A 21,076-nucleotide genomic window follows, 5' to 3' on the forward strand; every position below is an offset into this window, starting at 1 on the left:
GCTCGGCGATATCGGGAAAATGCGAGGGACCATTCAAGTCCATGAACACAACGGGCCACACCTACCCCTTCGGACTTCCACTCAACTAAAAGACCCGGCCAACCACCCCTCGCAAAAGCGTTGCCGTCAGGCAGCCACGCGGAGGTTTTCTATGAGTCAACGCGATCTCTTGAGTGACGCAGTGCCCCGGCGTATCCTGCACGCCAATACTCGCGCTTGTAGTGCAGGAGAACCATAATGAATCTCTTGAGTCAGATCTTCGCAGGTGGAACAGCACTGGCACTGATCAGTGTGGGCGTCCTGGAGATCTTCTTCCATGGGGATCAACGGTTACACAGGATCTTCCTGATCAAACCCGACAACGTCCGCGCCGTCCGTATGTGGGCCATGAACGTCGGGGCATACAACATCACCTTTGGGGTGGGCATCGCCGTGGGCTTGTTCATGGTTAACTCCGGCAATGCCACGAGCGGGTCAGCCATCGTGATCTTCTGCTGCTCCGCGCATGTCTTCCTGGGCTTCTGGCTGTGGGTCACGGAAAAGCGCCTGTGGGTCAGTGCAATCGGCCAGGCGCTTTTCCCGGGCATCGCAGTGGTGCTGTACCTGCTGTATCGGTGAGGCACGGGTGCAGCCACACGGCTTGAGGGCCCCGAACCCTGCTTCCGTAGCTAGCTTCGGGGCCCTCGACGTTAGTCCTTCCTGTCCCGCCGCCGCTTGGCCGGGAACCACGGTACGGGCGGCAGAAAGAACCAAAAAAGAAAGATTCCGGCCAACATGAACAAGCCCAACAGCGTAGGTTGGGGTACGAGCCCGCTGGTCGCCCAGCGCAGGAGCCACTGGACGGACCACAAGCCACTGGTGAAGGCCAGATACACGCATACCCGGCCCGTAAACGTGCGCGGTGTCATGCGCGGGGAACTTTCAGTCACTACCCGTTCCTACCCCCACTATCCGCAAGTATTGATCCAAGGAATTCCAAGGACGGCCAGCCATTGAGGCTGAACGTCTGGATGTGTTTCTGGACTTGCATTCGATGGGAATTTTCCGAATCGATCGAGCGGGATTGCCTCGACCTGCTCAGCGGACACTCACCAGAAGTACGGCAAATCCCGCCGTTCGGAGGCTTAGAACCCGCCCCCACCCGTGTCGCCGGCCATGTTGGCGAACCGCGAGTAGTGGCCTTGGAACGCCACCACGATGTCCTTGGTGGGACCGTTACGGTGCTTGGCCACCAGGATGTCGGCCTCACCTGCGCGCGGGGATTCCTTGTCGTAGACGTCCTCACGGTGCAGCAGGATGACCATGTCCGCGTCCTGCTCGATGGAACCGGACTCACGGAGGTCGGACACCATGGGGCGCTTGTCCTGGCGTTGTTCGGATCCACGGTTCAGCTGCGACAGCGCGATGACCGGAACCTGGAGTTCCTTGGCGAGCAGCTTGAGTGCACGCGAGAACTCGGAAACTTCCTGCTGGCGTGACTCCACCTTCTTGCCGGAGCTCATGAGCTGGAGGTAGTCGAGGATTACGAGCTTGAGGTCGTGCTGCTGCTTGAGGCGGCGGCACTTGGCACGGATTTCCATGAGGGACATGTTGGGGCTGTCGTCGATAAACAGCGGGGCATCGTTCATGCGGCCCATGGTGGTGGCGATCTTGGACCACTGCTCGTCCTTGATGGTGCCCTTACGGAGATCCTGAAGTCCGATGGTGGCTTCGGCGGAGAGCAGACGCATAGCGATCTCATTCCGTCCCATTTCCAGGGAGAACATGACCGTAGCGAGATTGTTCTTGATCGCAGCGGAACGCGCGAAGTCCAAGGCGAAGGTCGACTTACCAACAGCCGGACGGGCAGCAATAACGATCATCTGGCCCGGGTGGAGGCCGTGGGTCAGTTCGTCAAGTTCGTAGAAACCGGTGGGGACACCGACCATGCCCTCGCCGCGATGCCCGGACGCTTCGATCTCATCAACGGTGGATTCCATGACGTCCTTCAACGCCACGTAGTCCTCGGCAGTGCGCTTTTCGGCGACGGCGTAGACCTCTGCCTGCGCCTGGTTGACGAGGTCTTCCACTTCGCCGTCCTGGCCATAGCCCATCTGGACGATCTTGGTTCCGGCATTGACCAAGCGGCGCAGCACAGCGCGCTCAGCCACGATCTCCGCGTAGTAGCCGGCGTTGGCGGCCGTGGGTACCGTCTGGATGAGCTCATGCAGGTAGGCCGGCCCGCCGATCCTGTTGATTTCGCCGCGCTTGGTCAGCTCATCGGAGACCGTGACGGCATCAGCGGGTTCGCCACGGCCGTAGAGGTCGATGATCGATTCGTAGATGGTTTCGTGCGCGGGACGGTAGAAGTCATGGCCGCGGACGATCTCCACGACGTCGGCAATTGCATCCTTGGACAGCATCATGCCACCGAGGACCGACTGCTCCGCGGGAATGTCCTGGGGAGGTTTGCGGCTCGAGTCCGAAGCGCGTGTGCCCTCGATTGAGTCCAAGTGCGTAACTGACAAAGCCGTCCTCCATATATGTACCACTGCAGCGAGTTGCGTCCTCAGCGGTGGGTCAAGCGCAGGTGAACCTGGGAAAGATTGCCCGAGCCTCCGGACCAGCCGAGTGCTCCTGTTGTATCCGTGAGGACCGACATTTTTCGGCTTTCCCCAATTTCCACAACTTATCCACAGCTATGTCCCCAGACGCGTTTGTGGGCGTCTGCTGGGTGAGCACGGAGAAGGCGAAATCAATCGTGAAACAGGTTCCCGAGCCACGTTAGCGGTGGTCTGCGCCGTCGCAAAGCCCGCTGTTCGCCACACGTGTGGATAACCTGTGGAATAGGCCCCACTCGTTGTGCACAGTCTGTGCGTTACCTTGTGGATAGAGAAATTCTTTTTGTAGCAACTAGCCTCTGACCTGCGGAAACGTTCAACACAGGCTGTGGGTAAAAGAAAGTTTTAGTGGAAAATGATCCACAGCCTCGAATACTCCAAGCGCCCCTTACCCCTCCGGAAGCATGCTAAACATGCCGAAATTGTGATGCATCTAACAGGGGCGCCCTCAATTTGACACTGACCTCTCAGAAGCCTATGCCCGCTTTGGAATGTGCTGTGGATAACCAACAATTGGCATAAGCTCTAAGCATGGGGATGAACCTTGGTGACGTGCTGACGATTGTCCTTCCGCTCATCGTCCTCATAGCTCTGCTCTGGGCTCTTTCGGCGGCCTTCAAGCCTCGCGATACAGGCCTCTCGGACGCCGAGCGTTACCAGCGCGAACTCGCCGCCCGGTCCGCCGCCCACCAAGCCTCACAAGTCCAAGCCGCACTTGCTGCCCGGGCAAAAATCGAAGCTTCCACCCACCCCAGCCAGAACCGAGCCCAGCAGACGGAGCACAACCGGACCACGCAGCCGGCATCGGGCACGCCACGCGCAGGAAGCCAAGCCCAGCAGCCGGCCGTCCTTCCGAACGGCCAACTCAACCCGCAACTCGCCTTCGAGTTACAAAACCTGGTCCGCAGCGGGCAAAAGATCCAGGCCATCAAAGTCCTGCGACAAGCCACGCACTCAGATTTGCACACCGCCAAGAACTACATAGATCGGCTCTGACAACGCCATGGATTCCCTTCTCGTCCCGCTTTTGATCCTCATCGCGGTCATTCTGGGCGTATTGCTCCTTATTCGCTCCTTCACCAAGCGCTCGGCGGAGACCAAAGCCGACGCCGCAGCTGCCAACGCCCCGAAAGACCCGGTGCAGCTGGCCAAGGAATCGGCGGCAAAGCTTAACGAGGAGCAGCATCGGCGGCTCTACTCGCTCATTGCCCAGGGGCAGGGCATGGCGGCAATCAAGCTGTACCTTCAGTCAACCGGGGAAGGGCTGCGCGCTTCACGCGACGCCGTGGGGGCCTTGGCAGCGCATCCTCAGCCGTTTACCCCCGAGACGCCCGCCAAAGACCTGCTTGCGGATGACGACGACGAGCCCGAACGCTTCCCCTACCGCTACCGCGCAATCGTCAGCAAGGGGGACGTGACGCGGGAGGTCAGCAGCAACATGCTCAATGACGAGATCTACGGGCGCATCCGCACCTTGGCGAAGAGCGGCGACGTCGAGGGTGCAGCCCGCGCCCTCACGCGGCACTCGGACATCACCATGAAGCAGGCCCGCGAGTTCATCGAACTCTTGGACGACTGAGGCGACGACTGGGGAGACAGGCCCCCTAGAAGTCGAACAGGTCGCCCAGGAAGCCTTCCTTCTTCTTGCGCTTGCGGCCGTATTCGTCGCGACGGTCGTAGTCCTTGCGCTCGTAATCGCGGCGATCGTAGTCGCCTCGTCCACCGCGATCGTCATACCGCGGTTGTTGAGGACGTGATTCGAACGGGTTGTAAATCGGCGGTGGCGCGATAGGCTGCTGCGACGGCGCCGCAGGCCTGGACTGGGCAGCGCCTGAGTCGACGCGGTCAATAATCTTGTCCAACTCTCCGCGGTCCAGCCACACCCCCCTGCATTGCGGGCAGTAGTCGATCTCCACGCCGCTTCGCTCGCTCATGACCAATTCAACAGAATCCACAGGACATTTCATGTTTGCCCTAACGATCGGCCGCGCCGAAAAGTTCGCCCTACCGCCCGGCTGAGATTCCCGCCAGCAACTGCTCAAACGGCAGCGATTCGAGCACAGGAGTCTTCCGCCCCGGCTGGGGGCCGCTCAGCAACTGCACGAGTTCACCAGCCGCCCGGTCCACGCGGGCAGAAAGGGGCGAGCCGCCGTCGTCGTTTCCCCAGTCCTGGGGTCCGGCGAAGACGCCGGTCGCCGTCATGCGGGTCCGCAGGTAGCTGAACAGCGGCCGCAGGGCGTGGTCGAGGACCAACTGGTGGCGGTCGGTGCCGCCGGTAGCGCCGAGCAGGACGGCCTTACCGTCCAGGGACTTGGGATCAAGGACGTCGATGAACGACTTGAAGAGACCGCTGTAGGAGGCGCTGAAGATGGGGGTGACGGCGATGATGCCGTCAGAATCTTCGACGCCGGCAATCACCTCTGCGAGGCCCGGTGCGGCGTAGCCGGTCACGAAGTTGTTGGCGATGTCCACTGCCAGGTCGCGCAGTTCGACGACGTCGATCCTCACCTCATAGCTCACGGCCCGCAGTTGCCGCTCGGCGGAGGCGGCCAGCTGGTCAGCCAGCAGACGGCTCGACGACGGTACGCCGAGTCCGGCGGAAAGGACGGTGATGCGGCGGGTTTCCATGGCATTCTCCTGTTGCTCGTTCATCCAAAGCATACATGCATATGCATCTAAATGAGTGAACAGGGGCGTTGGTCAATGTATTCCCCTGGCATTTAACCGGCTACGGGCGCGGCCTCACGGACTCAGGGCCTTGAGCAGGATCCCTTCACCGCCATCGAAATTCACAGTGTGAAAGCTCGGGCGGCGGGCGATCTCTCGAAACCCCCACTGCTGATGGAGTGAGAGTGAGGCGTTGTTGCGCGCGTTCACTACATACCAAGCGGCGTCCGACAGCTGCCAGATCCAGGCCAGCCTCGCCTCCGTCAGCAATGAGGCCACGCCTTGGCGCCGGCAGCGCGGAAGGACCGTAATTCCGCCAAGGTAATGGCCCGCAGGGGCTGGACCGTCTGAATAGTCCCAGTAATGGGTTTTTCCCCAGCCCACCACGCCGGAACTTTCGTTTGCGACCGAGCCCCCTTCCGATTCCGCCACCAGGACGAGGTGGAGAGGATCAGAAACTGCGGCAGCAACCGCGATCGCCAGTCGTTCTGCGCCCGAAGGAGAGGCGCGCTCGGAAGCCAACTCCATAGCGACAATGTCAGGGACGTCGGTCTCCCGGGCGGTTCGGATGGCGTAGGGCATTCGGTCAGTCTACTTTCCGGGAGGGCTTGCAATATGAGTTCAAACCCATAATATGGTTTTAGTGATGTGGCGCGGCTCACTGTGCCTCCTGGATTTCGCAGCCTTCAAAGCAGAAGGCCCAACGATCGGATTCCCCCTATGTCAGACATTGCTGTTCTGATCAACACAGCTGTGGCGGTGCTGGCCGCCGTCCTGCTGATCGTCCGCTTCAGAGTCAACCCGGTCATCTCGCTGACCCTCGCCTCCGTCTACCTGGGCCTGGCTGTAGGGCTCGGTGTGGAAGAAACCGTCAAGACCATCACCGGCGGCTTCGGCGAGATCATGGTGGACGTTGGCCTGCTCATCGCCTTCGGCGTCCTCATGGGCTCCATCCTTAACCAAAGCGGCGCAATTCGGCGCCTCGTGGAGCATCTGCTCAAGACCTTCGGACCCAAGCGACTCCCGTACACCATGGGTCTGGCTATCGGCACGCTGCTGCAATCCATCTTTCTGGATGTCCTGCTCGTCATCTCAGCACCGCTGGCCCGCAAGCTGGCGCCAAAGATCGGCAAGCTCGGAGCGGCTCGCATGGCCACAGCCATGGCCATCGCGTTGGAATGCGGCATCGTCTTCACGGTTCCCGGGGTCGCGTCGCTGGCCCTTGCCGGTCTGCTCAACGTTCCGTTGGGCAAGATGCTGCTCTTCGGGCTGCTGCTGGTCATCCCCACCATCATCATTTCCATCGGCATCATGACCTTCCTCTTCCGCCGCGGCTTCTGGAACGAGGCGAAGGACGAGGACCACACCTTCGTTGCCGAGGAAGACAGCGAAGGAGAGGAGCCCGCCAACAGCGGCCGCGGAGTACAGCACGCAGAAAGCACGACGGCGGGCCAGGACACCCAGCCAATCGGCGGCACAGTGGCAGTGGCAGAACGCGAACGCAAAGACAAGCCGTTGATCGTGCTTTTCGCCCCGCTCCTCACCTCCCTGGTCCTCATCGGCGCCGGCGCGATCCTGGAAATCTTCGAGATGGACATCCCCTGGCTTCAGCTCCTGGGTGAGCCCATCATCGCCCTGCTGATCGGCCTCATCGGCACGTGCTTGGTAACCCGCGCCACGGTCGGGCAGAAGAAGGTTGAAGAAGCCATCACAGTCGGTTTCAAGGAGAGCGGCCAGATCCTGATCCTCACCGGCGTGGGTGGATCCCTCGCCGCAACAGTCAAAGCGGCCGGCCTCGGCGACATCCTGGGCGGTTTCTTCTCCGCGAGCACCGTAGCCCCGTTGTTGGTGGTCTGGGCCATCGCCGCAGTGCTGCACATCGCCGTCGGGTCCGTCACTCTGTCAGCCATTACGGCAGCCGGCCTTTTGGCGCCCATCGCACCGGCGATCGGTTTGGATCCCGTACTGCTGGCCCTCGCGGCAGGGGCAGGTTCGCTCTTCATGGTTCACGTCACCAGCAACACGTTCTGGCTCCTGCAGTCGCTCTTGGGTCAGAGTGTTAGGGGTGCACTGAAATCGGTCACGGTGGGCGTCTCCGTAGCCTCCGTGGTCGCGATCCTCCTGATCTTGCCCATGAGCCTGCTCTTCTAGATACCCACGCCGACCGCTCCACCCGAACGCACTGAAAGAAGACCATGACGAACGAATCAATCGCCCCGCTGAAAGGCGTCCGGGTACTCGAACTCGGTAACTACATCGCCGCACCCACGGCTGGCAGGCTCCTCGCCGATTTCGGCGCCGAAGTCATCAAGGTCGAGCGCCCCGGCACCGGCGACGAACTGCGGAACTGGCGCCTGCACAAGGGCACCACGTCCATGCTTTACCGGACGTTGAACCGCAATAAGAAGTCGGTGGTCCTGGATATGCGGACGGAGGCAGGGAAGCAGGCCGTACTGGCGCTGGTGGCGAAGTCGGACATCCTCCTGGAAAACTTCCGACCCGGAACCTTGGAGAAGTGGGGCCTCGGGCCGGAGGTACTGAATGAGGCCAACCCGGACCTCATCGTCACGCGCATCTCGGCCTTCGGGCAGACCGGGCCACTGTCCGAGCGGCCCGGTTTTGCCGCCGTCGCCGAGGCCTACAGCGGGTTCCGCAACCTGGTGGGCGACCCGGACCGCGCACCTGTCCGGGTGGGCGTCTCCATCGGAGACTCGATCGCGGGCCTTTACGCCGCCTTCGGCTCCATGATGAGCCTGTACCAGCGTGAAGCACGACGCCGGAACTCGGCTGGCGCTGCGCCGCTCACCGAACGCATCATTGACGTCGCGTTGAATGAGGCGATGTTCTCCATGATGGAATCGCTGATTCCCGATTATCAGGCGTACGGCGTGGACCGCCAGCGTGTCGGTGGCCGTATGGAAGGCATCGCCCCTTCGAACGCCTACGTGTGCAAGGACGGCGCCAGCATTGTGGTGGCAGGTAACGGCGACTCAATCTTCCAGCGGTACATGCAGACCATTGGGCGGCCGGACTTGGCGGAAGACCCGTCCCTTCAGACGAATGCGGGACGTTGGGCTCAGCGCGAGGAACTGGACCAGGCGATCGGCGAGTGGTCGGCGCAGTTGAGTGCCTCAGAAGCCCTGGCCGCGCTGGATGCCGCGGGTGTTCCCGCGGGCCCCATCTACACGGCGGCCGACATCAGCGAGGACACCCAGTACGCGTCACGCAACATGATTCAGAAGTTCGACGTCTCCACGGGCGAGGAAGTCCTCCCCGGAGTGGGCTTCCCGGGCATTGTCCCCGTCATTGGCGAGCAGTCGCTCCCCATCCGGAACCTTGGCCCGGACCTTGGCGAACACACTCAGGAAATTCTCGGCGGGCTCCTCCAATTGGACGCTGCGCAGATCGATGCAGCCTCCGGCCGCGAGCAGGCTCTCCGACCATGAACCGCTTTGAAAGCCCCTTGGCCGTAACCTTGGGCAACGTGATCCTGCGCGATGTGACGCTCAGGGATGGACTGCAGCTGACCGGCAAGCTTTTGCCCACAGAGCAGAAGATCGAAACCGTGCGGGAATTGCTGCGGTTGGGCGTCCCTGCCATTGAGCTCGGTTCCATGGCCCGCGCGGACCTGGTCCCCACCATGGCGAACACCCTGGAGGTGGTCCAGGCGCTCACGCCCGAGGAATTGGAGAAGTGCTGGATCTGGGTGGCCACACCGAGCCACGTTGCCAAGGCCTCCGCTGCGGGCGCCCGCAACTTCCAGTACTGCTTGTCGGCCTCGGATTCCCACAACAAAGCCAACATTGGCCGCTCCACGGACGAGAGCCTCGCTGCCCTACCCCAGGCCGTTGAGTACACCCGGGAAGTGGGCGGCCGGATCCAGCTCTGCATCGCAACGTCCTTCACCTGCCCGTTCGAAGGCTACGTTCCTGAGGAGCGGGTCCTCTCCATCGCCAATGACCCCCGGGCCGAAGGCACCACGGACATCGTCATTTGCGACACCCTGGGACAAGCCGTCCCGGCACAGGTTTCCCGCCTGATAACGCGCGTGCAGGAGGAGTCCCCCGCACGGCGGATTGTCTACCACGGACACGACACCTGGGGCCTGGGCGTCGCCAACACGCTGGCCGCCATCCAGGCCGGAGCAGCCATGGTGGACGGCGCACTCGGGGGCTTGGGCGGTTGCCCTTTCGCACCTGGAGCCAGTGGCAATACGTCCAGCGAGGATATCCTTTTCGCTACGCGACCCGAGTGGCTCACGCCCGGGGTTTTTGGCGAACTGGTGGCCCTCTCAGAGAAGTTGCTCGCAGAGCTGGGCGAACCCAACCGCTCGAAGGCCGCCCAGGGAGCACGTTCGCGTGCGGACGCGTTCGACTGGGTCATCCCTTCCTCCGCGGGAGGCAAGTGAGACAGGGAGCCCCCTGCCTTTGAGTGACGCGGGCTGCAGGGCGGCCGTTCGTCTGGCTTCTAGTTTTGCCTGCCTGCTCCCCCTGCGGCCATCAGCTCCAGTCGCTTGAGGGTCTCCCGGTTCCGCACAGTGATCGCGGAATCCCGCAACGCCTTGGGAACTACCTTCCCAGGACCTCGAATCGCGTCCTCGGCGATGGAGACCCGGCATTGCTTGCCTCCAAGATCCTCAAGCGTGATGAGGACCTTGGCCTCTCCCATGGGCCATCCCCGGGCAAGGAGTTCCAATGACCGGCCCGGGTTCACGGCGGTCACACTGGTGCTGTCGTTGATCAGCAAGGGCCAAGCGCCCACCGAGTGGTGCAGCTTGGCACCGACCTGCGGCCACTGGTCATCGACGGCCCGGATCCGCGAGGCCCCCACTACCCAGCCGGAATAGAGCCAGCCGTCGGCGATCACTTTCCAGACGTCGGCCGCAGATGAGTTGAAGAGCTGGGTCACGGTAGACATGTGGTTCCTTTCTTCGCGCCCTCGACGGGAATCGCTGGAGATAAGCTAAGCATGCTTACGATCCCGTTGCCATAGGCAGATGCGACTTACAGAATCGGCGGCTTGCTTGCCTTGCCGTCAAGCCACAGGGTGTCCGACTCGTCGCTATGCGTCCCAGCCGTTCCGACGTGCTTGCTACCTATTGTTGGCCCGTTCTTTATGACGTGCACCAGCGCCATGCCGTGTCCGCGGCCAAGGTCGTAGTCGGTCTTGAGCCATTCAAGAATCGTCCCGGCCTTGACTGAGGGGTCGTTGAAGCCCTTGCTTTCGGCGATTTCGACGAGCTGCCGCGGCGTGAGGCCGGTCTTGTCCTCAATGGCGTCAAGATATGCCTGGAATGACATGCGGTGCCCTTTCATTTCGTTTTGTGCGTGCGCGTGACTTTACGGGATAGGGGTGACAACGAACAGCCTTGCAGACGTCGCAGACCTACACTGTTCGCATGGTGTGCCGGACTTGGCGTTCTCTGGCGGTGTCCCTGATTGTGGCCGCAACCGTCCCGCTCGTTGCGGGCTGCGACGCTTCGGACTCGCGGCCTGCTGCGACCCCTGCCGTGAGCTCTGATCCGGAACCCATCGCCATGGAGGTCAACCAGTCCAGGGATCAGTACGGGAAACAGGCAATCCTCCTCCAGCTGACGAACACCACGGACGCTCCACTTCGGGTGAGCGGCGCACGGTTGGAATCCGGGATGTTCGAAGGGGACATTGTCTGGACACCTGCCGATGGAGCCTTGGAGCTCCCGCCGCGTCAGCCTAAGAGCGTGCCCACTGAACTACCAACCGCGAAATGCGGCCATACCACCGAAGCGCCTCTTCGGGCCACTATTCTCTACGGAGAGCAGGCCACCGAGGCCAGGGAGGCTTCCGTGGAAGCCGGCGACCCCTACAACGTCCTGCAGCGGAACGCCGACGAACTCTGCCTCGCAGCGGAAGCTGCCGCCGTTGCCTCCATAGTCTTGGACCCCGGACTTGAGGTCGCCCCGGATGGCAGCACCGCCGTCGTACGTCTTCTCATTACCCCGATGGCTGGCTCCATAGGGCCGCAAAGCCTCACGATCGAGTCCATAGACGGGACCACATTGCTGGCCGAGCTGCCCACTGACCCGTGGCCGCGGAACGTCACCATCTCAGCCGGAAGTGACGCGCGGATCCTACCTATGACGATCCGCCCCGCGCGCTGCGACCCGCATGCTGTGGCGGAGGATAAGGTGGGGACGTTGCTGCCCCTGCGGGTCGTTGTTGGCGACCGGAAGGGGCGGCTCGGCATTGCGGCTTCCAATGAACTGCGGGCGCGCATCTACGACTTTGTGACCGCAGCGTGCGTGGGGGAACGAAACTAGCAGCGGCTATCCGATGCTCGGCAAGGCGCGGGGCGCACTTTCAACTTTGACCTTGATGCCGGCCTCGACGTTCTTCACTTCACCATCCATTTGGTATGGCAGCGGCTTGAGGGTGGTGAACTCGTAGCTGCTCACACTGGGCTGGTCCCCCAGACCTTGGGTGGTCGCCCGGAGGGCATTCAGAGCCACCCGCCATCTGGGCATGTGGGGCAGGAAGATGACCTCGAACTTCCCGTCCCTGGGTGTTTCCTCCGCTTCGCTGAGGGTGGCGTACTTTGCCATCTCCGGGATGTTGGCGAAAACCAGGCTGTCCACTTTCTGGCGCTTTCCGTTGTCCAGGCGAATCTCAAACGGCTCAAACTCGGAGAAGGTCTTAATCACCGAGACCATCTCCTTCAAAGCTCCCTTGCTGCCCTTTTCCAGTTCCGTCGCGACAACTGGTGTCAGGCCGAACCCAATGTAGGAATGCGCATATTCCAGCGGTTCATTCTCCTTTTGGCCGGTGTGGATCCGCAGCAGGTCGATGTTCCGCACATGGCCTTCGGCAATGGCTTCTTCGAGCGGCTTGGTGCCCACTGTGCGGCGGTGGTCGTTGGCGTTCCCAGCCGCCATAACAGCCGCCACAGCCTGGGGGTTTTCGGCCTGCATCACACCGTTCACGACCTCGTTGTATCCGCCGTCGCCGCTGACGGACACAACCAGTACATTGCCGCGTGTAGCAGCGGCTTCCCGGGCGAGGTCCACCGCGTGGCCTGCATGCTGCGTTGGTTCAAGGATGATCTCCGGCGAATAGGGCAGCATGTCCTTCAGCTTGCCGTGCAACTGCTCCGCCAACTCCGGCGCATCCCCGGTGCTATTGGGATTGAAGATGATGACAATCGACTCGAAAGTCCGTGCGGAATCCATGCGTTTCCTCCTGTGTACGCCCGTGTGTTCAGTACCCCTCATAACTGGACGTCAATCAGCGGATTTTCTCCGCTGCCAGTTGGGCAGCCACCCTTGCAATCATGCCGTATGGAATGGGCTTTGCGAGGGGAAACTTCAGCGTGCCCTTACCCGCCAAATACGGTGCCAATTCCTGAGCCAACGCTTCATCCCTCCGTGGCACGGGGTAGACGGAAATATGGCTCTTCCAAGCCGCGAAATACACAACATAGTGTCCCGCGATCGTGACCGTCGGGATGTCGTAACTGATCATCTCCCCGGCCCCGGGCACGGCCTCGTGGATGGTGCGCCGGATCTCATGCAGGATCTCTTGGACCCCAGCGGGCTGGGCTGCGATGTAGGCATCTACTGCGGGGGAATGCTCGTTCATCGTTGATCCTTTTCCTGCGGATGCTTGAGCCTAGCAAGCGCGTCAGCGACCAACAACGCCGGGGCTTACGCCTCGCCGGGAAACCTTCCACCAATCAATCTCGTCATGTGCTCCGCAGTCGCCAGCAAAGGCTCCACCCATTCCTCGCAGGTCTCCAACGGCATCCGCAAGGTAGGCCCGCTGATGGTCACCGCCCCCACCAAGGCAGCGGTCGAGTCGAAGACGGGTGCGGACAGCCCGGAGGCTCCGTCTTCCCGCTCTCCCACTGTGATCGCGAATCCGTCGGCCCGGGTCCTTTTCACCGCTCCCTCCAACTCCTCGGAACTGGTGATCGTGTAGTCCGTGATCGGCTCCAAAGGGTCCTGCAGCACGGCTTCCATGAGTTCTGGAGACCAGGCGAGCAAAACCCTCCCGGCCGAACCTGCGTGCAGCGGGACGATCTTGCCAAGGTGCATTTCACGACGCAACGCATGGCGCGTTTCTGCCATTGCAACGCACACACGGTAATGCTGCTCGGCCTTGAAGAAGCACGCTGTCTCCCCTGTGGTGTCGCGCAACGTCTTGAGCAGCGGACTCAGGATGTCCACGACTTCCATGCCACGCGTAGCCGGCGCCGCCCAATAAGCCAGCCGCATGCCGATCCTGTAGGCGTCGCCTTCCCGGTCAAGGAACCCCTGGGATGTCAGATTGGTGACCAGCCGCTGAACCGTGGACGTGGGCATACCAGTGTGTTCACGAATGTCGCTCAGTTGCAGAACCGGCTTCGAAAGGGAAAAGGCATCAAGGATGGACGTGATCTTGCCCAGCACCAGCAAGGGGTTGCCGCTGGCCTTCGCGGAAGCATCGGATGCTGACATAGGTCTCACGCTAAACGCTGCAAGGAGGTGGCGCCAATCCCGCCCCAAGTAGGTCGCAATAGCGCGCGTTTTGAGCTGTCAAAACGCGCTTAAATGCGACCTACTTGGGTCAGCGGAGGACGGAGCCCTGGATCACCCGATGCAGGCTATCACCGGTACTGGTCGGCGCTGTCCGTGTCTGCGAGACTACGCTCATGGCAGAGAACAAAACCCAACCCACAGACGTCTCTGTGGAGGAATTCCTGGGCGCCGTGGAACATCCCACCCGGCGCGCGGACGGCTTCGAGCTGCTCGACATGATGCGGAGCATCACCGGTCAGGAACCCGTGATGTGGGGCCCGACAATCGTCGGCTTCGGCAGCTATCACTACAAGTACGCGAGCGGCCGCGAAGGTGACGCCGCCGCCGTCGGATTTTCACCGCGCAAGGCGAACCTCGTCCTGTACGGCGTGACGGAAGGCCCTGAGGCGGACCGGCTGCTGCCCGAGCTCGGCAAATACAAGACCAGCACAGCGTGCCTCTACGTCAACAAGCTGGACGACGTGGACCGGGACGTCCTGGCCGAGATGATCCGCACCGGCTACCAGCACACCATGACGGAGATCCACACGCCCTGACATCCGCCGTACCCGCCTCGAGATGGCACTTAATGACAGTACGGAGCCCGCGCATTGTCATTAAGTGTCATCCCGGCGGGGGGTAGGGCACACAAAAAGACCCCCATCACCGGAAACCGGCAACGGGGGTCCTTCGGATGCAGTCAGAGACTACTTACCGGCAACGACCTCGAGGTCGATGACAGCGGAAACATCCTCGTGCAGGCGGACGTTGGCCTGGTACGAACCGAGAGACTTGATGTGGTTCGGCAGTTCAACGTTGCGCTTGTCGATGGAGCCGAGGCCTGCAGCCTCAACAGCAGCAGCAACATCAGCAGGCTTGACGGTACCGAAGAGACGACCGGACTCGCCGGCCTTCACCTCGAGCTTGACCTTCTTGGAGGACAGAGCCTGGGCCTGTGCCTGTGCAGCTTCAACAGAAGCGTGGGCACGAGCAGCGCGGGCAGCCTTGATGGACTCAACCTGCTTCTCGCCACCCTTGGTCCAGGCCAGAGCGAAGCCGCGGGGCAGGAGGTAGTTACGTGCGTAACCGTCCTTGACCTCGACAACGTCGCCAGCAGCACCGAGACCGGTTACTTCGTGGGTCAGAATGAGCTTTGCCATGTTAGTTAATCCCTTCCCTTAGCCGCGGCCAGCGCCGGAGTAAGGCAGCAGAGCAACTTCGCGGGCGTTCTTGATTGCCTGGGCGATCTTGCGCTGTTCCTGAACGGTAACGCCAGTAACGCGACGAGCGCGGATCTTTCCGCGGTCGGAGATGAACTTGCGCAGCAGTGCTACGTCCTTGTAGTCGATGACAGTGATGTCAGCGGCCTTCAAGGGGTTGGACTTTGGTTTGGGCTTACGGAGTTCAGCCTTAGCCATCGTGGAGCTCCTTTTCTATGGAGCCCGTGGATATAGATCCACGGGATGGTGGTGTTTATGTATTTAGAAGGGAGGTTCGGAATCCGGGCCGTTGCCCCAGCCACCAGCGTTGCTGACACCGGGCGTCGCCCAAGGGTCATCCTGCTGTGCGGACTGGTTGCCGCCCCAGTTTCCACCGGAGTTGCCGCCACCCTGGCTTGCACCAGCAGCAGCGCCGCCTCCGAAGCCACCGGCGTTACCGCCGCCGAAGCCACCCTGGCCACCGTTTCCGGCGCCGAACCCGCCGCCGGAGCGCTGGGTACGGTTGACTTTGGCGTTTGCGTAACGCAAGCTCGGGCCGATTTCGTCGACCTCAAGCTCGATAACGGTGCGCTTCTCGCCTTCCTTGGTTTCGTAAGAACGGCTCTTCAAACGGCCGGAAACAATGACGCGCATGCCCTTGGTCAGGGACTCGGCCACGTTTTCAGCCGCTTCACGCCACACCGACGCGCGGAGGAACAGGGTTTCCCCGTCCTTCCACTCGTTGGACTGGCGATCGAAGGTCCGGGGAGTAGAAGCGATGGTGAAGTTCGCTACTGCTGAGCCAGACGGTGTGAACCGCAGCTCGGGGTCATTGGTGAGATTACCGATGACCGTAATAGTGGTTTCGCCTGCCATCTACTGCCTCCTTGTTCGTTCCTGCGGTGTAAAGAGCTGGAAGGGGCTGATTACTCAGCAACGACCTTCTGGTCTTCGGGGCGGATGATCTTGGTGCGCATGATCGTCTCGTTCAGAGACAGCTGGCGATCAAGTTCCTTGGCGGTAGCCGGCTCAGCGGTGAAGTTCACCACTGCGTAGATACCTTCGGACTTCTTCTTGATGTCGTATGCCAGGCGGCGACGGCCCCAGATGTCAACCTTCTCGATGGTTCCACCATCGGTGGTGATGACATTCAGGAACTTCTGAAGCGACGGCTCTACGGTACGCTCTTCGACCTCGGGGTCGATGATTACCATCAATTCGTAAGGACGCATATGTGAACCCACCTCCTTTGGGCTAAGCGGTTACGGTATTTCCGTAACAGGAGGTTCATTTGCGATGCTGTGCATCGCTCCCCCGCCGAAGATTCGGAAGGAGGGCGCAGCACAGACTTCAATATCTTAGTGCATCTCCTGCATCCAACGCTATTCGGCGGGCCCAGCACCCGGAACCGGGGAATCCTCGTATGTGGAAAACCCCATCCGGCAGCAGTGAATACTGGAAGCATGACCGTCCTGAAATCCACCATCCTCTTCGTGTTGGCCGCCGTTGCTGAGATCGGCGGGGCGTGGCTGATCTGGCAAGCCGTGCGCGAAGGAAAGGCCTGGTGGTGGGCTGGGCTCGGCGTGGTGGCACTGGGCATTTACGGCTTCTTCGCCGCTTTCCAGCCCGATGCTCACTTTGGCCGGGTCCTTGCGGCCTACGGCGGGGTCTTCATCGTCGGCTCCCTCGCGTGGGGGATGCTGGTGGACGGCTTCCGCCCCGACCGCTGGGACGTCATCGGGACGGCGATCTGCATCGTGGGCGTAGGCGTCATCATGTTCGCGCCGAGACCGGGATCTTAGCCACACCCGGCGCGTGGCTTAACGACGAAGCCCCTGGAAGATCAAGGACCTTCCAGGGGCTATCTGTGCGCGGAGGGGGACTTGAACCCCCACCCCCTTTCGAGGACTAGCACCTCAAGCTAGCGCGTCTGCCATTCCGCCACCCGCGCAGGGTGATTCGGAGAAGCACTTCGTTTTTCTCCGTAACAGCGACAAAGACAGTAACACGGAGGAGGCCAATCCGCAGATTCCGAGGGTCGTATGACACGGGGGCCCGGCGACTTAAACGCAGACGGGACAGCCGCCGTCGAACGCTGACGGCAGCTGCCCCGCAGCTTAAGGACGCTTACGACGCCGGGCCGGAACCTACTTCTGCGGGCTCGGCTTCGGTGGTGGTTGCCCCGCCGGACGGCCGGCCCTTGCGGTAGCGCCACACACCGATGGCCACGACCACCACAGCAAGGCCGAGTGACAAGAAGAGCGATTCGCGGGTGGATTCCAGGATCACCATGCCGATAATCAGCGCGACGATGCTGGCCATCGCGATCCACGTCAGGTACGGGAAGAACCACATTTTCAGCGAGAGGTCGTTGGCGGCGGCACCCATGCGCTTGCGCAGGACGAGCTGCGATGCAGCGATCACGAGCCATACGAACAAGGCAATGGCACCGGAAGTGTTCACCAGGAAGAGGAAGACGGTGTCCGGGGCGATGTAGTTCAGGCCGACGGTGATGAATCCGACAACAGTGGACGCCAGGACAGCAGCCGCCGGGACGCCGCGCTTGGAGATTTTCGTCCACGACTTGGGGGCGTCGCCGCGCTGCGAGAGGGAGAACAGCATGCGGCTGGCCGTGTAAAGACCGGAGTTGAGGCAGGACAGCACGGACGTAAGCACAACGATGTCCATGATGGTGCCGGCACCGGGGATGCCGTAAAGCTCAATGACAGCAACGTACGGACTCTTTGCCACGGAAGCACTGTTCCACGGCAGCAGGGTGACCACGATGGCGATGGAACCGATATAGAAGATCAGGATGCGCCACACCGTGGACTTCACGGCCTTCTTCACGGCGTCCACAGGGTTGGCCGATTCACCGGCAGCAATCGTGGCGATTTCGGCCCCGAAGAAGGAGAACACCACAACGAGAATGCCTGCGAGAACTGCGCCGGGACCGTTGGGCATGAAGCCGCCCTGATCCAGCAGGTTGGCCACGCCCGGAGCGGAAACGCCGGGAATGAGGCCGAGGATGGCGGCGACACCAGCGAGCAGGAAGATCACAATGGCGGCGACCTTGATGGACGCGAACCAGAACTCGAATTCACCGTAGGACTTCACCGAGCCCAGGTTGGTCAGTGTCAGCAGGACCATGAGAACAAGGGCCCAAACCCACTGGTCAACGCCGGGAACCCAGCGGTGCATAATCGCCGCACCGGCTGTAGCTTCAATACCAAGAACAATGATCCAGAACCACGCATACAACCAGCCAATACTGAACCCCGCCCAGCGGCCCAGAGCCTTGTCTGCGTATGTGGAAAACGAGCCGGTTTCCGGGTTGGCAGCAGCCATTTCGCCGAGCATGCGCATGACGAGGATGACTACCAGGCCAGCCGCCAGGTAGGCGACAAGGATGCCGGGACCAGCCTGTTGGATGGCTGCGCCGGAGCCGACAAACAAGCCTGCCCCGATCACGCCGGCAATGGCGATCATGGAGAGGTGTCTTGGCTTGAGGGACTTCGAAAGCTGTTGGTCAGCGTGCATGGATCGGCGCCGTCCTTAGTGTCTTTGGGAGGGCCCGCGTGGATGTGTAGCGGGCCACATGGCTTACCCACCCTAGCCAGCCAAAATCAGCCGAATCCTGTGCGCATGAACATTTTGACGCTGACCAAAACAGGGCATTGCACAAAAAGTACTCAATCAGGCATCAAAAGTTGCTCATCAAGAAAATATGAAACGCCGCTGTAACGACTCCTTGACGCTTTTCACCCGAGCCGCAGGGTGCCCTACATCACAGCCCGGTGCGGAAGAAGCGCTCCGCGACCACGCCCAACGAGTGCGGATCCTGGACACCGCACAACTCGCGCGCGGAGTGCATGGAGAGCAGCGGGATCCCAACGTCCACTGTCCGGATACCGAGCCGTGTGGCCGTCAGCGGACCGATCGTCGAGCCGCAGGGGATGTCGTTGTTGGACACGAACTCCTGGTAGGGAATGTCCGATTCTTTGCACAATCTGGCCCAGAACGCAGCACCCGTGGCATCCGTGGCGTAGCGCTGATTGGCGTTGATCTTTAGCAGCGGCCCACCATTGAGCAAGGGACGGTTGGCGGGATCGTGCCGCTCGGCATAGTTCGGGTGGACAGCGTGCCCCGCGTCCGCCGAAACACAGAACGACGCGGACAAAGCCTGCCTGCGCTGGCTCACCGACGCGCCAAGACCGTCGGAAATACGCGTCAGGATGTCTTCGAGGATGGGCCCACAAGCGCCGGAACGGGAATTTGAACCGATCTCCTCGTGATCGAAAGCCGCGAGCACAGCGATCGGACCATCTGCCGGAACAGTTTCAGCGTGGGCGATCAACGCCACCAACCCCGCATGCGTGGACGAAAGGTTGTCCAGACGACCGGAGGCGAAGAACTCACTGCTGGCCCCGAAAACCGCAGGTGCCTGCGTGTCTGCAATAACGACGTCGTACCCGCCGATTTCCGCAGCCTCAACCGTGGCGCCCTCAACCCGGGAAGCGAGCAGACCCAGCAGATCTTCCCCGGCGGGATCGCCCAGGCCGAAGATCGGGTTCATGTGCTGCTGCTTGCCGAGCGTCAGGCCCTCATTGACTGCCCGGTCCAGGTGGATGGCCAGCTGCGGGAAGCGAAGCAGCGGGCCGGTGGCGGTGAGGTGCTGGGTGCCGTCGCGCATGACCAAGCGCCCGGCAAGCTGCAGCTCCCGGTCCAGCCACGAGTTGAGCAGCGGGCCACCGTAAACCTCGACGCCGGCCTGGAGCCATCCGAATTTACCGGTAGTCGGCTTGGGCTTGAGTTTGAACGACGGCGAGTCGGTGTGGGCGCCAAGAATGTTGAAACCCGTGGTGGGGCCGGCGCCTTCCGGAGTCACCCACGCGATCAGGGCGCCGTCGCGGATCACGTAATGTTTGCCCGCTCCACCATCCCACGGCTGCAGCTCATCCAACTCCGTGAAACCCGCGGCGTCCAGCCGCCGCCCCGCCTCATGCACGGCGTGAAAGCTCGACGGCGAGGCAGCCACATACGCGCCAAGGTCCTGTATATGGTCAAGTGCTGCGGAGGCATTCGAAGGCATGCCCCCGAGTCTAGCCGCGCACTCTTGCCTGGCCCGCCTACACGGTGACGTTCAGCGCCGCCGTGTAGCCATCCGAAACCGACCCTGACATGGTGGCAAGTTGATATATGCCGCCATCGTCACGGAACACCGTGTCCGTGGTCAGTGACGTTCGCGGGAAGTTTCGGGCACTGGCCTCGTAACCCGCTGAGGCATAGACCTCCTTGCATGCGGCCTCCGTCAGTGCGATCTGTGAGACGGCAAGCACCTGTCCGGCCGCGGTCGTGTCGCTCATCGACTCAAATACCTCAAAGTGAATATGAGGCCAACGGCCGCTGTAGGCTCCCGGGTAGATAGTGGTGAAGGTCAGTTGGCCGTTGGCGTCGGCTTCCTGGACCCCCGGAGGTAGTTCTCGTTCTCCAGTCCATCGTCGTACAGCGAGTACTTGCCTTCACGGTCGCAATGCCAGGCGTAAACGGCGGCTCCGGCCAGGGGTGCACAGCCGTTTGCGTTGTCCAAGAGGGTCAAGGTGACGGTCAACGGAACCCCCTCGGCTTTGGTGCTGGAGGTTCCGAAGCTGGAAGTGATGTCCCTGCGCACCACGCCGGACGCCTCCAGCACATTGGGGCCGTTGGACCCGTCGCCCGGGTAGGGGCCCAGCGTCTCTTCCGGGATTTCGACGCCGCACTCAGCGAAGGCACGCGTCACCGTGCTGGTGGGCGAAGCGGCTGGCGACGCGGCCGCCGTCGTGCTTTCCGTTGCGGCAGCGGTTCCGCCGGAAGTGACGGACGACGGCGATGCGCTGCCCCCTCCCGTACCCGGCGTGCAGGCAGCCAGGGCTGCTGCAGTTCCTCCCGCGAAGAGCACACTGAGCGTGCGGCGTCGGCTCAGGAGCCTCGAGAGGTCGAACTCGAGGCCGCGATCGTGGTTGGGGTGGGGCTGGCTGGAGGTCATGAATCCATGAAACGCGCAGCGCCTATGGCTTGTACATGGGGAAGCTGTGGACGGG

General features: G+C 61.8%; 25 protein-coding genes, 1 tRNA gene and 1 pseudogene. 9 read left to right on the forward strand and 18 right to left on the reverse strand.

Features of this window, described 5'->3' with window-relative positions:
- Nucleotides 1-237 precede the first annotated feature (237 nt).
- Complete coding sequence (locus AB0N65_RS18915) at nt 238-618, forward strand: DUF1304 family protein (protein ID WP_364165233.1); 381 nt, start codon at nt 238-240, stop codon at nt 616-618.
- Nucleotides 619-689: 71 nt separating this feature from the next.
- On the opposite strand, the gene AB0N65_RS18920 is transcribed toward AB0N65_RS18915, so the two are convergent.
- Together AB0N65_RS18920 and dnaB are read right to left on the reverse strand one after the other, a co-directional pair.
- Nucleotides 690-929, reverse strand: coding sequence for a hypothetical protein (locus AB0N65_RS18920; protein WP_364165236.1), 240 nt, complete (start codon nt 927-929; stop codon nt 690-692).
- Between the two features lie 195 nt (nt 930-1,124).
- A complete protein-coding gene (gene dnaB / locus AB0N65_RS18925) occupies nt 1,125-2,507 on the reverse strand; it encodes a replicative DNA helicase (protein ID WP_364165239.1) in 1,383 nt (460 codons plus the stop codon).
- A 630-nt stretch (nt 2,508-3,137) separates the two neighbouring features.
- On the opposite strand from dnaB, the gene AB0N65_RS18930 reads away from it, so the two are divergent.
- Together AB0N65_RS18930 and AB0N65_RS18935 are read left to right on the forward strand one after the other, a co-directional pair.
- Nucleotides 3,138-3,596: a hypothetical protein gene (locus tag AB0N65_RS18930; RefSeq protein ID WP_364165241.1), complete on the forward strand. Its 459-nt coding sequence runs from the start codon at nt 3,138-3,140 to the stop codon at nt 3,594-3,596.
- A gap of 7 nt (nt 3,597-3,603) precedes the next feature.
- Nucleotides 3,604-4,179 (forward strand): hypothetical protein, encoded by a 576-nt coding sequence (locus AB0N65_RS18935; RefSeq protein ID WP_364165244.1) that lies wholly within the window; start codon nt 3,604-3,606, stop codon nt 4,177-4,179.
- Nucleotides 4,180-4,204: 25 nt separating this feature from the next.
- Here the strand turns inward: AB0N65_RS18935 and AB0N65_RS18940 are convergent, their stop codons facing one another.
- The 3 genes from AB0N65_RS18940 to AB0N65_RS18950 form a co-directional block, all read right to left on the reverse strand.
- On the reverse strand, nt 4,205-4,567 hold the full coding sequence (locus tag AB0N65_RS18940) for a zf-TFIIB domain-containing protein (RefSeq protein ID WP_364165247.1): 363 nt from the start codon (nt 4,565-4,567) through the stop codon (nt 4,205-4,207).
- Between the two features lie 37 nt (nt 4,568-4,604).
- Nucleotides 4,605-5,228 (reverse strand): FMN reductase, encoded by a 624-nt coding sequence (locus AB0N65_RS18945; RefSeq protein ID WP_364165333.1) that lies wholly within the window; start codon nt 5,226-5,228, stop codon nt 4,605-4,607.
- Between the two features lie 114 nt (nt 5,229-5,342).
- Nucleotides 5,343-5,849, reverse strand: a complete 507-nt coding sequence (locus tag AB0N65_RS18950; RefSeq protein ID WP_364165250.1) for a GNAT family N-acetyltransferase — start codon at nt 5,847-5,849, stop codon at nt 5,343-5,345.
- A 138-nt stretch (nt 5,850-5,987) separates the two neighbouring features.
- On the opposite strand from AB0N65_RS18950, the gene AB0N65_RS18955 reads away from it, so the two are divergent.
- The 3 genes from AB0N65_RS18955 to AB0N65_RS18965 are packed head-to-tail and all read left to right on the forward strand — an operon-like array spanning nt 5,988 to nt 9,675.
- Complete coding sequence (locus AB0N65_RS18955) at nt 5,988-7,418, forward strand: SLC13 family permease (protein WP_364165253.1); 1,431 nt, start codon at nt 5,988-5,990, stop codon at nt 7,416-7,418.
- 44 nt (nt 7,419-7,462) lie between these two features.
- Entirely contained in the window at nt 7,463-8,713 is a 1,251-nt protein-coding gene (locus AB0N65_RS18960) for a CaiB/BaiF CoA-transferase family protein (protein WP_364165255.1), read from the forward strand.
- A complete protein-coding gene (locus tag AB0N65_RS18965; protein WP_364165258.1) occupies nt 8,710-9,675 on the forward strand; it encodes a hydroxymethylglutaryl-CoA lyase in 966 nt (321 codons plus the stop codon). Before AB0N65_RS18960 ends, AB0N65_RS18965 begins: the two co-directional genes overlap by 4 nt.
- A gap of 59 nt (nt 9,676-9,734) precedes the next feature.
- Here the strand turns inward: AB0N65_RS18965 and AB0N65_RS18970 are convergent, their stop codons facing one another.
- Together AB0N65_RS18970 and AB0N65_RS18975 are read right to left on the reverse strand one after the other, a co-directional pair.
- A complete protein-coding gene (locus AB0N65_RS18970; RefSeq protein ID WP_364165260.1) occupies nt 9,735-10,184 on the reverse strand; it encodes an SRPBCC family protein in 450 nt (149 codons plus the stop codon).
- 86 nt (nt 10,185-10,270) lie between these two features.
- Nucleotides 10,271-10,567 carry a DUF4287 domain-containing protein gene (locus AB0N65_RS18975; RefSeq protein WP_364165263.1) on the reverse strand — a complete coding sequence of 99 codons (297 nt, stop codon included), beginning with the start codon at nt 10,565-10,567 and terminating at the stop codon, nt 10,271-10,273.
- 68 nt (nt 10,568-10,635) lie between these two features.
- Between AB0N65_RS18975 and AB0N65_RS18980 the strand changes: the two genes are divergently transcribed.
- The gene (locus AB0N65_RS18980; RefSeq protein WP_364165266.1) at nt 10,636-11,565 is read left to right on the forward strand and encodes a hypothetical protein; all 930 of its coding nucleotides are present in this window, start codon (nt 10,636-10,638) and stop codon (nt 11,563-11,565) included.
- 6 nt (nt 11,566-11,571) lie between these two features.
- On the opposite strand, the gene AB0N65_RS18985 is transcribed toward AB0N65_RS18980, so the two are convergent.
- From AB0N65_RS18985 to AB0N65_RS18995, 3 genes are all read right to left on the reverse strand, one after another.
- Nucleotides 11,572-12,471, reverse strand: a complete 900-nt coding sequence (locus AB0N65_RS18985; RefSeq protein ID WP_364165268.1) for a diacylglycerol kinase family protein — start codon at nt 12,469-12,471, stop codon at nt 11,572-11,574.
- 55 nt (nt 12,472-12,526) lie between these two features.
- A complete protein-coding gene (locus AB0N65_RS18990; RefSeq protein ID WP_364165271.1) occupies nt 12,527-12,880 on the reverse strand; it encodes a DUF1801 domain-containing protein in 354 nt (117 codons plus the stop codon).
- Between the two features lie 65 nt (nt 12,881-12,945).
- On the reverse strand, nt 12,946-13,737 hold the full coding sequence (locus AB0N65_RS18995; RefSeq protein ID WP_364165274.1) for an IclR family transcriptional regulator: 792 nt from the start codon (nt 13,735-13,737) through the stop codon (nt 12,946-12,948).
- A gap of 194 nt (nt 13,738-13,931) precedes the next feature.
- Between AB0N65_RS18995 and AB0N65_RS19000 the strand changes: the two genes are divergently transcribed.
- On the forward strand, nt 13,932-14,354 hold the full coding sequence (locus tag AB0N65_RS19000; RefSeq protein WP_364165277.1) for a DUF1801 domain-containing protein: 423 nt from the start codon (nt 13,932-13,934) through the stop codon (nt 14,352-14,354).
- 150 nt (nt 14,355-14,504) lie between these two features.
- Here AB0N65_RS19000 and rplI read toward each other — a convergent pair whose 3' ends face one another.
- The 4 genes from rplI to rpsF form a co-directional block, all read right to left on the reverse strand.
- The gene (gene rplI, locus AB0N65_RS19005; RefSeq protein ID WP_364165280.1) at nt 14,505-14,957 is read right to left on the reverse strand and encodes a 50S ribosomal protein L9; all 453 of its coding nucleotides are present in this window, start codon (nt 14,955-14,957) and stop codon (nt 14,505-14,507) included.
- An 18-nt stretch (nt 14,958-14,975) separates the two neighbouring features.
- Nucleotides 14,976-15,215 (reverse strand): 30S ribosomal protein S18, encoded by a 240-nt coding sequence (rpsR, locus tag AB0N65_RS19010; RefSeq protein ID WP_003800144.1) that lies wholly within the window; start codon nt 15,213-15,215, stop codon nt 14,976-14,978.
- 63 nt (nt 15,216-15,278) lie between these two features.
- Nucleotides 15,279-15,872 (reverse strand): single-stranded DNA-binding protein, encoded by a 594-nt coding sequence (locus AB0N65_RS19015; protein WP_364165283.1) that lies wholly within the window; start codon nt 15,870-15,872, stop codon nt 15,279-15,281.
- Between the two features lie 50 nt (nt 15,873-15,922).
- Nucleotides 15,923-16,228, reverse strand: a complete 306-nt coding sequence (gene rpsF, locus AB0N65_RS19020; RefSeq protein ID WP_021473324.1) for a 30S ribosomal protein S6 — start codon at nt 16,226-16,228, stop codon at nt 15,923-15,925.
- 231 nt (nt 16,229-16,459) lie between these two features.
- Between rpsF and AB0N65_RS19025 the strand changes: the two genes are divergently transcribed.
- A complete protein-coding gene (locus tag AB0N65_RS19025; protein WP_364165286.1) occupies nt 16,460-16,798 on the forward strand; it encodes a YnfA family protein in 339 nt (112 codons plus the stop codon).
- Between the two features lie 66 nt (nt 16,799-16,864).
- Here the strand turns inward: AB0N65_RS19025 and AB0N65_RS19030 are convergent.
- The 4 genes and pseudogenes from AB0N65_RS19030 to AB0N65_RS19045 all read right to left on the reverse strand — a co-directional run bounded on the left by AB0N65_RS19030 (nt 16,865) and on the right by AB0N65_RS19045 (nt 21,021).
- Nucleotides 16,865-16,947, reverse strand: a tRNA-Leu gene (locus AB0N65_RS19030).
- 176 nt (nt 16,948-17,123) lie between these two features.
- Nucleotides 17,124-18,536 carry an amino acid permease gene (locus AB0N65_RS19035; RefSeq protein WP_364165289.1) on the reverse strand — a complete coding sequence of 471 codons (1,413 nt, stop codon included), beginning with the start codon at nt 18,534-18,536 and terminating at the stop codon, nt 17,124-17,126.
- 247 nt (nt 18,537-18,783) lie between these two features.
- The gene (locus AB0N65_RS19040; protein WP_364165291.1) at nt 18,784-20,088 is read right to left on the reverse strand and encodes a M18 family aminopeptidase; all 1,305 of its coding nucleotides are present in this window, start codon (nt 20,086-20,088) and stop codon (nt 18,784-18,786) included.
- Between the two features lie 37 nt (nt 20,089-20,125).
- Nucleotides 20,126-21,021 (reverse strand): annotated as a pseudogene (locus AB0N65_RS19045) (intradiol ring-cleavage dioxygenase).
- Nucleotides 21,022-21,076: the final 55 nt, after the last annotated feature.

The sequence above is a fragment of the Paenarthrobacter sp. NPDC089322 genome (assembly GCF_040684895.1).
Lineage (GTDB): Bacteria > Actinomycetota > Actinomycetes > Actinomycetales > Micrococcaceae > Arthrobacter.

Bases quoted from the DNA above. Each gene is read 5' to 3' on its own strand.
- AB0N65_RS18915 (WP_364165233.1), top strand. From the start codon at position 238: ATGAATCTCTTGAGTCAGATCTTCGCAGGTGGAACAGCACTGGCACTG.
- AB0N65_RS18930 (WP_364165241.1), top strand. From the start codon at position 3,138: ATGAACCTTGGTGACGTGCTGACGATTGTCCTTCCGCTCATCGTCCTC.
- AB0N65_RS18935 (WP_364165244.1), top strand. From the start codon at position 3,604: ATGGATTCCCTTCTCGTCCCGCTTTTGATCCTCATCGCGGTCATTCTG.
- AB0N65_RS18940 (WP_364165247.1), bottom strand. From the start codon at position 4,567: ATGAAATGTCCTGTGGATTCTGTTGAATTGGTCATGAGCGAGCGAAGC.
- AB0N65_RS18945 (WP_364165333.1), bottom strand. From the start codon at position 5,228: ATGGAAACCCGCCGCATCACCGTCCTTTCCGCCGGACTCGGCGTACCG.
- AB0N65_RS18950 (WP_364165250.1), bottom strand. From the start codon at position 5,849: ATGCCCTACGCCATCCGAACCGCCCGGGAGACCGACGTCCCTGACATT.
- AB0N65_RS18955 (WP_364165253.1), top strand. From the start codon at position 5,988: ATGTCAGACATTGCTGTTCTGATCAACACAGCTGTGGCGGTGCTGGCC.
- AB0N65_RS18960 (WP_364165255.1), top strand. From the start codon at position 7,463: ATGACGAACGAATCAATCGCCCCGCTGAAAGGCGTCCGGGTACTCGAA.
- AB0N65_RS18965 (WP_364165258.1), top strand. From the start codon at position 8,710: ATGAACCGCTTTGAAAGCCCCTTGGCCGTAACCTTGGGCAACGTGATC.
- AB0N65_RS18970 (WP_364165260.1), bottom strand. From the start codon at position 10,184: ATGTCTACCGTGACCCAGCTCTTCAACTCATCTGCGGCCGACGTCTGG.
- AB0N65_RS18975 (WP_364165263.1), bottom strand. From the start codon at position 10,567: ATGTCATTCCAGGCATATCTTGACGCCATTGAGGACAAGACCGGCCTC.
- AB0N65_RS18985 (WP_364165268.1), bottom strand. From the start codon at position 12,471: ATGGATTCCGCACGGACTTTCGAGTCGATTGTCATCATCTTCAATCCC.
- AB0N65_RS18990 (WP_364165271.1), bottom strand. From the start codon at position 12,880: ATGAACGAGCATTCCCCCGCAGTAGATGCCTACATCGCAGCCCAGCCC.
- AB0N65_RS18995 (WP_364165274.1), bottom strand. From the start codon at position 13,737: ATGTCAGCATCCGATGCTTCCGCGAAGGCCAGCGGCAACCCCTTGCTG.
- AB0N65_RS19000 (WP_364165277.1), top strand. From the start codon at position 13,932: ATGGCAGAGAACAAAACCCAACCCACAGACGTCTCTGTGGAGGAATTC.
- rplI (WP_364165280.1), bottom strand. From the start codon at position 14,957: ATGGCAAAGCTCATTCTGACCCACGAAGTAACCGGTCTCGGTGCTGCT.
- rpsR (WP_003800144.1), bottom strand. From the start codon at position 15,215: ATGGCTAAGGCTGAACTCCGTAAGCCCAAACCAAAGTCCAACCCCTTG.
- AB0N65_RS19015 (WP_364165283.1), bottom strand. From the start codon at position 15,872: ATGGCAGGCGAAACCACTATTACGGTCATCGGTAATCTCACCAATGAC.
- rpsF (WP_021473324.1), bottom strand. From the start codon at position 16,228: ATGCGTCCTTACGAATTGATGGTAATCATCGACCCCGAGGTCGAAGAG.
- AB0N65_RS19025 (WP_364165286.1), top strand. From the start codon at position 16,460: ATGACCGTCCTGAAATCCACCATCCTCTTCGTGTTGGCCGCCGTTGCT.
- AB0N65_RS19035 (WP_364165289.1), bottom strand. From the start codon at position 18,536: ATGCACGCTGACCAACAGCTTTCGAAGTCCCTCAAGCCAAGACACCTC.
- AB0N65_RS19040 (WP_364165291.1), bottom strand. From the start codon at position 20,088: ATGCCTTCGAATGCCTCCGCAGCACTTGACCATATACAGGACCTTGGC.